Here is a 10,714-nt window from a genome sequence, read left to right as displayed (position 1 = left end):
CCCGCCGCGCCGGCCGCGGACGAGCGCCCCGAGCCTCCCGGGCCCCCCGAGCGCCCCGGGCCCCCCGAGCCTCCGGTCGGCCCGGCTCCCGGCAGCGACGGCATCCCCAGGCCTCCGTCCGCCACGTAGCCCGCGGGTCCCGCCACATCCCGCACCCGCACCCGCGGCTAATGCGCCGCCGCGCGGCTCTCCGGCGGGCGACTCGCGGGGGGCGGGTGCCTTGGCGGGCTGCCCCATGACCTGCGGAGAATGCTGGGCCGTGATGATGATCCCCGCGATCATCACCAGGATCGATGTCACCTCGCCCCCGATCGCCGCCGGGCTTGAGCGCACTAGCACGTTCAGCCATACGATGCCGAGGGCGATCGAGATGACCGGGTCGGCCGCCGTGATGATCGCCTGCACTGGCGCAAGGAACGTGCCCTGCTGGAAGGCGTCCTGGTTGAGCAGGTACCCGAGCGGGCCGACCACGAGCAGGATATAGATCGGCCAGTCGCTGAAGAGCCTGCCAGGCCCATGGCCGACTTCTGACGTCACGAGCTTGATCGAGAAGGCGGCGACCCCGTAGCAGACGCCGCAGGCCAGTGCCGTCGCGAGCGGTCGCATCTTCGGGCTCCTTGCGGCCAGGAGCAGGCACCCGCCCACGGTCACGGCGAGGGCGATCATCAGCGGCGGGAAGGTGGCGAAGCTGGCGTGGGTGCTGCCGCCGGACGGCCGCCCGATCGCGAGGAATCCGGCCACCCCGGCCGCGGTCGCGGCCACTCCGCCGATCATCACCAGGTCCGCGCGCGGGCCCCCGGGGCGGGGCGTATGCGCCCGCAGGCGCAGCTGCCAGGAGATCAGCACGGCGAAGATCAGGTCAAGGACCAGGAGCGGCTGCACCAGCGCCAGGCTGCCGAAACTGAGCGCGACGATCTGCAGCGCGAAACCCACGATGTTCGCGACGATGGCGAGCAGCCACAGCGGCTGGCGGATCAGCTCAACGAAGATCCGCGGCGACAGTGACCGTGTAGTCTCGACTCGCTTCGTGCTGCGCTGATCCGCGACCGACGCTATCCCCAGAAACAGCGCGGACACGACCGCGGCCGCGATGGCGATCAGCGAGGAGGACATGCCGCTACCCGCCGGTGTGCTCTGCCGGGTCCGGTTTCCTGGTGGCGCCGGGTGGCGCGGGCGGGGGAGGCAGGCCGGCAGCGGGCCCGAAGCACAGCCCGATGCCCAGCTTGCGCAGTTCGGACCGCAGCCACACGGTGGAGGCGCCGATCCCTGCGACGATGAGCACGACTGTCGTGACCGCCCAGACCAGGATGTACGTGCCGGTGGGCACGGTCGCGAGCAACGCCCCCAGGCAGGCGGCAAGCAGCAGGAAGACGGCGGCCCACAGCATCGTGATGTGCTGGAAGAAGGGACGCAGGCACTGCTGGTAGCGGGCTGGACAGCGCAGCCCGATCACCTCGGCCGCCAGCTTGGACGCCAGCGGGCTGTCCCCCCGCGCCGAACGGGCGAACACGATGCCCAGGCCGAGATTCGCCAGCGGGAAGTGCACAAGGAAGATCCACAGATTGCCGGTGCCGACCGCGACGATGGCCTGGACGGTCAGCACGATCAGGGCGATCGCGATCAGGCCAGGAACAGACCCGGTGGCGAGCTTGCGGATGACCGCGGTGATCCAGATCGCGGCCAGCATCGCGAGCACCCCCGCATCGCGCCCCCAGAGCCACGCGGCCAGGACGTAGGCGCCTAGCGGAAGCCCGAAGGATTCGGCCAGGTTCCACCCGGTGGTGCGCAGGAGCAGCGCCGGCCGCGGCAGCTCCAGGGTCGCGGGCGTGTCCGCCACTAGCGGGGGCGCCTGCCCGCCGGGACCACGTCACGGTGCGGGCGCGCGCCGCGCGGGTGCATGGATGAACAACTCCTTCCGGCCCGGCGCCGCCACGGGCTTGTCCGCCGGCGGCGGCAGCAGGTACCGGGCCTGTCTCAAGTGCTCAGCGTACTGTCGGTCAGCGTTGTATACCCGGTCGAACTTCCATATCATCCTGGCGAAGTTGGCCTGCCCTCGCAGCAGCTGGCGGGCGATGATCCCGCTGGTCTTGGCCAGTGCGGCCACCCCCAGGTGCTTGCGGGCCAGCACCGTCTGGGTCTTGACGAGCTCCTCGTAGAAGCGGTGCAGCGGCAGCCGGGTGGGGAGCACCGCGTGCTGGACGTCGAACAGCCGGTAGTCCAGCGTGGTCAGGCGGCGTGCTTCGGTTAGCCATGTCTCCGTACCGGGGTAGGGGGTCTGGACGGTGATATTGACGATCTCGGGGACGCTCATCGCCCACTCGCGCACGAACGCGAAGCGCGCCTCGTCCCAGTCCGGGTCGGCGATGATGTTGATCGCGACGGACAGGCCCATGGAGCGGGCGATTTCCAGCGCCTTGTTGTTGACCTTGGGCGTGGTGCGCTTGCGGAAGGCCTTCAGCCCCTCCTCATCCAGCGCCTCCAGGCCGAGGAACATGTAGTTCAGCCCGAGCCGCCGCCAGCGGCGGAACACCTCCTCGTTGCGGATCAGCACGTCGCAGCGGGTTTCCAGGTAGTACTGCTTGCTGACGCGGCGCCGCTCAAGCTGCCTGGCGATCTCGTCACCTTCATCGGCCTTGATGAAGGCCACGTCGTCGACGATGAACACGCCCGGCTCCTTGATGCGGGACATGTCCTCGGCGGCGGCGGCCGGCGACAGCCTGCGGTAGCTGCGGCCGTAGAAGGTCCATGCGCTGCAGAACGAGCAGTCCCACGGGCACCCGCGGGTGAACTCGATGGAGGCAGCCGGGTCCATCACCCCGATGAAGTACTTCCGGCGGTGGGCGCCCAGGTGCCGGGCCGGAAGGTGATCGTCGAGGCTTGGCACCAGCCTGGGGGCAGGCCCCGCCCCCGCACGGGTGACCGCTCCGGGCACCTCGGCCAGCGCCCGGTCCGCGGCCGCGGCGATGAGCGCGGGTGCCCCGGTCTCACCCTCACCCTTGAGGACGACGTCGATGGCCCCTTCCGCCTGCGCGAGGACATGCTCGGCCACGAACGAGACGCTGTGGCCGCCCGCGAACACGAGGCAGCCTGGCAGCACGGTCTTGATCCACTTGGCCAGGTCGGTGACCTCGGGCACGTTGGCCAGGTAGTTCAGGCTGAACCCCACCGCCTGCGGCCGGAACTGCGTCAGCTGGCCCGCGAGCTCGGCCTTGCGGCTCACCTGCAGGTCGATCAGCCGCACGTCATGGCCGTCGGCCAGCAGGGCCGCCGCCACCCGCTCGAGGCCGAGCGGCTCAAGCCGCAAGAAGATCTCCGAATACATCAGCGCGCTGGGATGGACGAGCAGGACACGCATCAGGCTGGCTTTCTCGTGCGGGCACGGCGGTTGAGGAACCGCACGAACTCGGTGCCCTCGCGCAGCCGCCTGGCGGTCATGTCAGGCTGGCGCAGGAGTTCGGCGGACATCTCGGCGATCTTCCCGGCCCGGAAATAGAACCGTTTGTAGAAGGCGTCCACCGACTCAAGGATCTCGGTGTGGCCCAGGTGCGGATAGGATAGCGCGGCCAGCTGGGTGCCGTCCTGGCTGACCAGCGTGGCCCCGTCCGCGTCCTCGGGAAGCCAGCCGTTCTCCCTGGCCTGCCGGTACAGCTCGGTGCCCGGGTAGGGCGCCGCGACGGAAACCTGGATGCTGTGCGGGTTGACGTCCCTGGCGAAGCGGATCGTCTCCTGGATCGTCTCTTTGGTCTCCCCGGGCAGGCCGAGGATGAACGTGCCGTGCACCGTGATCCCCAGCTCCCGGCAGTCAGCGGCGAACCGGCGGGCCCGCTCGACGCGCAGGCCCTTCTTGATGTTGATCAGGATCTGCTGGCTGCCGGACTCGTAGCCGACCAGCAGGAGCCGCAGCCCGTTGTCCCGCAGCGCCTGCAGGGTCTCGCGCGGCACGTTGGCCTTGGCGTTGCATGACCAGGTGATGCCCAGGCGGGCGAGCCCCGTGGCGATCGCCTCCGCCCGGCCGCGGTCATCGGTGAACGTGTCGTCGTCGAAAAACAGCTCCTTCATCTGCGGGAACAGCTCCCGGGCGAGCGCGGCTTCTGCCAGCACGCTGGCCACGCTGCGGGTCCGGTACCTGTGGCCGCCGACGGTCTGCGGCCACAGGCAGAACGTGCACCTGGACCGGCATCCCCGCCCGGTGTAGAGCGACAGGTACGGGTGCAGGAGATACCCGATGTAGTAGTCCTCCACGCGCAGATCCCGCTTGTAGACCGGGGTCACGAACGGCAGCAGGTCCATGTCCTCCAGGATCTCCCGGTCGGGGTTGTGCACGACCGTGCCGCCCCGGTCCCGGTAGCTGATGCCGTCCACGCAGGGGAGCGGTCGCCCCTCGGCCACCTCGGCGATCGTGAAGTCGAATTCCTCCCTGGCGACGAAGTCGATGGCCGCAGAGGCCTGCAGCGACTCCTCGGGCTGCACGGCGACCTTGGGTCCGACGAAGCCGACGGTCAGGTCGCCGTTCTCGGCCTTGAGCGCTTCCGCCACCCGGACATCGCCTGTGAAGGTGGGCGAGCTTGTGTGCACCACCGCGAGGTCGTGGTGGCGGGCCAGCGGAAGGATGTCGGTGAGGGCCAGGCCGGCCGGCGGGGCATCCACGAGCTTGCTGCCGGGAACCAGGGCGGCGGGCTGGGCCAGCCAGGTCGGGTACCAGTACGACCTGATCTCCCGCCTGGCCTGGTACCTGGCGCCGGCCCCGCCGTCGAAGCCCGCGTAGGACGGCGGGTTGAGGAAGAGGGTGCGCATCATGCGACTGGCCCTTTCATGGCGTCAGCCCAAGGGGCGAGGTGGATGAACGACCGCCGCCAGCGACGGCGGTGGCCGGCTCTGGCGCCCCCGGGCCGTCCAGGCGCAGGTCCAGGCCGATCTGCCCGAGGGCGGCCGCGAAGGCGAGGTCCCAGCGTGACGGAGGGCTCGGCGGCAAGGCCGGGGCGGCCTGGTCACGCAGGGCCAGCACGCTGGCGGTAACCCCGCCGGGGGTTGCCACGCACGCGTGGGCCCGCCCCAGTTCCAGTTCGTGCAGCAGGTTGTCCCTGCCGTGACCAGGCATAAGGTCAAGCAGCAGCAGCTGGCGCCCCACCGCGCGGGCCTCGCCGCAGGTGTTGGCACCGGGCAGCGACACGACGACGTCGGCGGCGGCCATCAGCTCGGGCACGCGGTCGGTGAAACCGAACGGCGTGACCCGGGCTGTCCGCACGGCCAGTTCCCGCAGCCGTAGCTCGGTCTTGCGGTCCCGGCCCGCGACGGCGAGCACGTGCACCCCCGCGGCGGCCAGCGCCGACACGCTGTCCACCAGTGGACCGAATCCCCACCCGCTGTCGATGACAAGCACGCAGAAGCCGTCCAGCGGGACGCCAAGCGCGCCCCTTGCCTGATCCCGGGATGGGGCGGCGTAGAACTGCGGCCGCACCGGCGGCGGCACTACCGCTACCGGTGCCCGTGGCCAGTAGCGCCGAACGCACGCCGCGGCCGCGCCGGAGGTCACCAGGAACAGATCCGTTCCCTCCGTGACCCAGAGCCGGTGCACGGCCACGTCCGTGCACAGCACCACCGTGCGCAGTCCCGGGTTCCCCGTCTTGAGCCTGGCGGCTGCCGAGGCGCCCGTGGCGAACACGCTGAGCACGACGTCAGCCGGCCGCCGGTCCAGTTCGGCCCGCAGGGCGGGCACGAGCTTGGCCGTTGATGCCCGGTCCATGCGATCGGCGAGCCGGCTTCCCGTCCGCAGGTGCGCGAAATGGAGTCCGTCGTAAAGGCCTGGGATGGCGACTAGACGGTTGAACACGCACATCCCCACGCCGCCGCTCACGGGACCGAGCAGGGACAGGCTGTCCAGCCGGCGCGTCCGCCATCCCGACCGCTCGAACACGTCGGTGCAACAGCGGGCCATCATTTCGTGGCCGAGCCCCAGCGGCCCGGCCAGCAGTACGGCGTCCTCCGTCACGTCAGCCGTGCTCAGAGCGTTGTTCGGCTTAACGATGCAATTGTTGCTCCGCCGCGTTCAGTTCCACCACGACCCAGTCGACCAGGACGGCCAGCAGGCAGGCGGCGGCACCAAGTAGCAGCCCTACTCGAGCCTCTTTTCCCATGACGTCTCCCTCCACGAAACGGGCCGCTGGCCGAGCAGAACCCGCCAGCGGCTGGATGGCTCCAGCTTCCCCGCGCGGCTGTCGGCTCGCGTCCTCAAAACTGGTAGTCACCGCGTAACCGATGGTCCCCTCGGAGCCGGGCCCAGGGCGGTTCACATAATGGAGTTGCCGGGGCGACTCTCACCGGGCTTGACGGGCTTGGTGACGAAGGCGCGCCCGGTGACGACGACGTCGCCGTGGTCGCCGCCGTGCGCAGCAACGACGGGGGACAGGTATGCGGGTGAGTAGGGCGACTCATACGTTGGTGGGGCGGAGCGGGGAGTGCGAGGTGCTCGACCGCCTGCTTGCGGACGCGTGTCAGGGGTCGAGCGGCGTGCTGCTGCTGCGCGGCGAGGCGGGAATCGGGAAGACCGCACTCCTGGAACATGCCGCCGAGGCCGCCCAGCATATGCGGATCGTGCAGGTGACCGCCGTCCAGTCGGAGATGGAGCTCGACTTTGCCGCGCTGCATCAGCTGCTCGTCCCGTTCCTGGGGTCTCTCAAGCGGCTGCCCCGGCCGCAGCGGGAGGCTCTCGGCTCGGCCTTCGGCCTGGTGGGGGGCACTGAGCCAGACCGTTTCCTGGTCGGGATCGCCGCGCTGACGATGATCACAGAGGCGGCGGTGCACCAGCCGATACTGTGCCTCATCGACGATGTGCAGTGGCTCGACAAGGCGTCGGTTGACGCGCTTGGGTTTGTCGCGCGCAGGCTGTCCGCCGATCCGGTGGCGATGCTGTTGGCGAACGGCGATGAGGAGCCGCAGGCGGCCGCGTTCGAGGGCCTGGAGGAGCTCAGGCTGACCGGCCTGCCAGATGAGCTGGCCCAGGAGTTGCTGGCGAGCGTCGCGGGGGGAATGCCGGATCAGGGCGTCGTGCGGCGGATCCTTGCCGCCACAGCCGGGCACCCGGAGGCGCTGATCGAGCTGGGCCGCGGGCTGTCGGCGGCCGAGCTCAACGGCACGCTGCCCTTGCCTGACCCGCTGCGCCTTGGCCGCCGGCTCGAGTCGGCGTACCTTCGCCGCGTGCGCGCTTTCTCACCGGCGGTGCGCACCTTGCTGCTGCTCGCCGCGGCTGAGCCGTCGGGGGAGCGCTTGCTGATCTGGAGAGCGGCCGAGCGGCTGGGGGTCGGCGCCGACGCCGCGGACGCGCCGGGCCTTGAGCGGATCATCCGGTTCGAGCCGCATCTGTGGTTCGTCCACCCGCTGCTGCGCTCGGCCGTCTACTACGCCGCCGCGGCCAGCGAGCGCAGGCGCGCGCACGAGGTGCTCGCGGACGTCAGCGACTGCGGCCTTGATCCCGATCGCCGGGCCTGGCACCTGGCCGCGGCGGCCATCGGAGCCGACGAGGAGATCGCGGATGAGCTCGCGCAGTCCGCGGACCGCGCGCGCGGCCGGGGCGACTGGGCCGGCTGCGCGGCGTTCCTCGCGCGCGCGGCCAGCCTGACCCCCGACCAGGCGCAGCGCGCCGCCCGCACGCTCGCCACCGCAGAGGCACGGCTCAACGCCGGCGATCCTGGCGCCGCCGCCGCGCTGGCGGAACGCGCCGGCCCTTATCTGGTCGACCCCTTGGCCCGGTCGCGTGCGAAACGATTGCGGGGAGCGGTGCGCATCGTGCTCGGCAAGCCCGCCGAGGCCTCGCCGATCCTGCTTGACGCGGCCAGGGAACTGCAGCCGCTAGACCCGGGACAGGCATGGAACACGCTGCTCGAAGCGTTCGAGGCGGCCCTGGCCGCGGGCCGGTTCGCACGGGGCGCGGGCACTGCCGAGGTTCTGCAGGCCGTCCGCCTGCGGCCGTCCAGCCAGGACGCCCGCGCGAGCGTGGCGAGCCTGGCCCTTGATGGGTTCGCCGCGCTGGCCGAACACAAAGACAGGGCGGGCGTCGCCCGGCTTCGCCAGGCGATCGCGGCGGCGGCGCAGCAGGCCCCGGGCAGCGAGCACCTGCGCTTCGTGTTCTTCGCTCCCCTGGCCGCCTACGAGATACTGGACGACGCGGCCCTGCACGCCAGCTGTGCGCGGGCGGTGGCGCAGGCGCGCAGCCATGGTTCTCCGGCGGAAGTGGCCTGGACGCTGGGGTTGCTGAGCTACTCCGATGTGCTCGCCGGCCGCTTTACCGCGGCGGAGAACGCGACCGCCGAGGCCAGGGAACTGGCCGCGGCGACCGGAGTGGCAGCCGACCTGCGGACCGGGATCAGCGACCTGGCGGTGCTGGCCTGGCAGGGACGGGAAGCGGCCGTCCGTCCGCTCGCCGCGGCTCGCCAGCGCGAGGCTACCCAGGCGGGATACGGGTTCGTCATGGGCTTCACCGCGATCTCGCTGACCGTGCTCGAGCTCGGCCTTGGTAACTACCACGCCGCGCTACGGCACGGCCTGAACGCGTCGCTGCAAGGCATGCCGGGTGACATCGAGTTGCTGCCCGAACTGGTGGAGGCGGCCACCAGATGTGGTGCCGTCGGGGAGGCGGTGTGCGCCCTGGACAGGTTCACCGCCCGCGCGGAGGCGGCGGAGACCGACTGGGCGCTGGGCATGCTGCTGCGGTCTCGCGCCCTGCTGGCGGCGGACGAGGACGCCGAGGAGCTGTACCGCGACGCCATCGAGCACCTCGGGCGCTGCCGTATCGTGCCGCAGCTCGGGCGGGCACACCTGGTCTACGGTGAGTGGCTCCGCCGCCAGCACCGCCGGCGCGACGCGCGGGCGGAGCTGCACAGCGCCTGCGACATCCTCGATAGCGTCGGTGCGGAGGCGTTCGCCAGGCGGGCACAGATGGAGTTGCTCGCCACCGGGGAGCACGCCCGCAAAAGGAGCGTCGGCGACCGCGATGAGCTCACGCCCCAGGAGCTGCAGATCGCCGGCCTGGCCAGCGAGGGTGCCTCCAACCTGGAGATAGCCGACCAGCTCTGTATCAGCGCGAACACCGTCGCCTACCACCTGCGGAAGGTCTTCAGGAAGCTGGACGTCACCAAACGGGCCGCGCTTGCCCACGTCCTTGAAGCCCGCACCTGAGCTGTCCGCGGCGGCACGCGCCTCTGTCGGCGCTGTCAATTCTGAGGACGCGAACGCCGAGCCCGCGCTGTATCGTCGCTTTTGTGGAGACGAGCCCGCACCCCAACGGCCGGCCCGGCGTCGCGTTGGTGACCGGGGGGTCGTCAGGAATCGGGGCGGCAGTGGCGGACTGCCTGGCCGCCGGCGGCTGGCAGCTGCTGGTGTCGGGGCGGGACGTGGGCCGGCTCGAGGAGGTCGCGGCCCGGACGGGCGGGGTGCCGCTTGCGGCCGACCTTTCCACGACGGCAGGCACCGACTGGCTAGCCAGCGCGGCGCTCGAGACGGCCGGGCAGGTAGACATGCTGGTCGCAGGGGCGGGCGTGGGCTGGTTCGGCCCGTTCACCGGGATGCACCCTGGCCTGGTGAAGGAGATCTTGATGGTCGACCTGGTCTCGGCCATCGAGCTCGTCCGGCTGCTGCTGCCGCAGATGCTGGCCAGGCGGCGGGGGCAGGTGGTGCTGGTCGGGTCGATCGCCGGCAGTGTCGGGGTGAGCGGCGAGGCCGTGTACTCCGCGGCCAAGGCCGGGCTCGGCGCGTTCGCGGAGGCGCTGCGCTTCGAGTTGCGCGGCACAGGAGTGCGGATCACCCACGTTGTCATCGGCGTCGCCGACACCCCGTTCTTCGCCCGCCGCGGCGCCGCCTACGTCCGGAGCAGGCCGCGGCCGTTGCCGCCGCGCCAGGTCGCCAGCCTGATCTGCCGAGCCGCGCTGAGCGGTCGTGAGGACGTCTACATCCCAGGCTGGACGCGGCTGCCCGGCCTGGTCCACGTCACCGCGCCGTCACTGTACCGCCGGCTGGCCGTCCGGTTCGGCTGAGCGCGGGGTCTTCATCCCGGCGCCGACGCCGGCCGCGAGTCACGGCGGAGCGGGTGAGCGGCGGGAACCTCGACCAGGACGATCCGGATGCCATCGGGATCCTCGATCCACATTTCGACCAGTCCCCAGGGCTCTGTCGCGGGCTCCCTGACGATCGTGACTCCGGCCGCGGCCAGCCGGGCGTGCTCGGCGCGGACATCCCGTACCTGGAGCCAGATCATCATCGAGCGCCCGGGAGGGCCGGCCGCACGCCCGGAGACCTCGAGCATTCCGGTGCCGAGGAAGAACACCACCCCGGGATCTTCCGGCGGGCCAAACTCCCTGTAGATGGCCAGGCCAAGCACGTCGCGGTAGAAGCGGCGGCTGCGGTCCGGGTCGCCGGGCCGCAGCAGGATCCGGCTGCTCAGAACGTCCACCAGACTATTTCAGCACCGGACTTGCCCGGGTATGCGATCGCGGGCCGGCTGGTGCCCGCCGGCGCTAGTCCCGGTGCCGGGGAGTTGAGGTGCGGGCCGTGTGGGTCATGGACTGTCGGCGGCGTGTGCCGTTTTGGTCCTGGCAGGGGCTGGGTGCTGTGGTTGCTGGTGCGGGGCTTGCCGGGCGGGTGCCTGCTCTGCCGGCTGGGGGGTGATCTGGCCTGGCGGGGCCGGCCCGGGGCCGGCCCGGGGCGGGCGCGGGGCGGGGTGTGC

The 10,714-nt window shown here is 71.2% G+C and carries 8 protein-coding genes; 2 read left to right on the top strand and 6 right to left on the bottom strand.

Annotated features, from left to right (window positions below; translation table 11 throughout):
• The 5 genes from Q1N79_RS30025 to Q1N79_RS30005 all read right to left on the bottom strand — a co-directional run.
• Positions 1-1,113 (bottom strand): DMT family transporter (locus Q1N79_RS30025; protein ID WP_300614503.1); only part of this gene is annotated, 1,113 nt, incomplete at its 3' end.
• A 4-nt stretch (positions 1,114-1,117) separates the two neighbouring features.
• Complete coding sequence (locus Q1N79_RS30020; RefSeq protein ID WP_300614502.1) at positions 1,118-1,837, bottom strand: hypothetical protein; 720 nt, start codon at positions 1,835-1,837, stop codon at positions 1,118-1,120.
• A 30-nt stretch (positions 1,838-1,867) separates the two neighbouring features.
• On the bottom strand, positions 1,868-3,355 hold the full coding sequence (gene hpnR / locus Q1N79_RS30015; protein ID WP_300614501.1) for a hopanoid C-3 methylase HpnR: 1,488 nt from the start codon (positions 3,353-3,355) through the stop codon (positions 1,868-1,870).
• Complete coding sequence (hpnJ, locus tag Q1N79_RS30010; RefSeq protein WP_300614500.1) at positions 3,355-4,797, bottom strand: hopanoid biosynthesis associated radical SAM protein HpnJ; 1,443 nt, start codon at positions 4,795-4,797, stop codon at positions 3,355-3,357. Before hpnJ ends, hpnR begins: the two co-directional genes overlap by 1 nt.
• 13 nt (positions 4,798-4,810) lie before the next feature.
• Positions 4,811-5,989 (bottom strand): glycosyltransferase, encoded by a 1,179-nt coding sequence (locus Q1N79_RS30005; protein ID WP_300614499.1) that lies wholly within the window; start codon positions 5,987-5,989, stop codon positions 4,811-4,813.
• A 419-nt stretch (positions 5,990-6,408) separates the two neighbouring features.
• Here Q1N79_RS30005 and Q1N79_RS30000 point away from each other — a divergent pair, with 419 nt between their 5' ends.
• Both Q1N79_RS30000 and Q1N79_RS29995 read left to right on the top strand, forming a co-directional pair.
• Positions 6,409-9,171 carry a LuxR family transcriptional regulator gene (locus tag Q1N79_RS30000; protein WP_300614498.1) on the top strand — a complete coding sequence of 921 codons (2,763 nt, stop codon included), beginning with the start codon at positions 6,409-6,411 and terminating at the stop codon, positions 9,169-9,171.
• Positions 9,172-9,254: 83 nt separating this feature from the next.
• The gene (locus tag Q1N79_RS29995; protein WP_300614497.1) at positions 9,255-10,025 is read left to right on the top strand and encodes an SDR family oxidoreductase; all 771 of its coding nucleotides are present in this window, start codon (positions 9,255-9,257) and stop codon (positions 10,023-10,025) included.
• An 11-nt stretch (positions 10,026-10,036) separates the two neighbouring features.
• Here Q1N79_RS29995 and Q1N79_RS29990 read toward each other — a convergent pair whose 3' ends face one another.
• A complete protein-coding gene (locus tag Q1N79_RS29990) occupies positions 10,037-10,441 on the bottom strand; it encodes a VOC family protein (RefSeq protein ID WP_300614495.1) in 405 nt (134 codons plus the stop codon).
• Positions 10,442-10,714 lie beyond the last annotated feature (273 nt).

The sequence above is a fragment of the Trebonia sp. genome (genome assembly GCF_030042015.1).
In the GTDB taxonomy this organism is placed as follows: domain Bacteria; phylum Actinomycetota; class Actinomycetes; order Streptosporangiales; family Streptosporangiaceae; genus Trebonia.
Note: the sequence above shows the minus strand (reverse complement) of the source record. Positions and strands in the feature narration are given on the sequence as shown.

Excerpts from the sequence above, each read along its gene's own strand:
- hpnJ (WP_300614500.1), bottom strand. The coding sequence starts at position 4,797 with ATGATGCGCACCCTCTTCCTCAACCCGCCGTCCTACGCGGGCTTCGAC.
- Q1N79_RS30000 (WP_300614498.1), top strand. The coding sequence starts at position 6,409 with ATGCGGGTGAGTAGGGCGACTCATACGTTGGTGGGGCGGAGCGGGGAG.
- hpnR (WP_300614501.1), bottom strand. The coding sequence starts at position 3,355 with ATGCGTGTCCTGCTCGTCCATCCCAGCGCGCTGATGTATTCGGAGATC.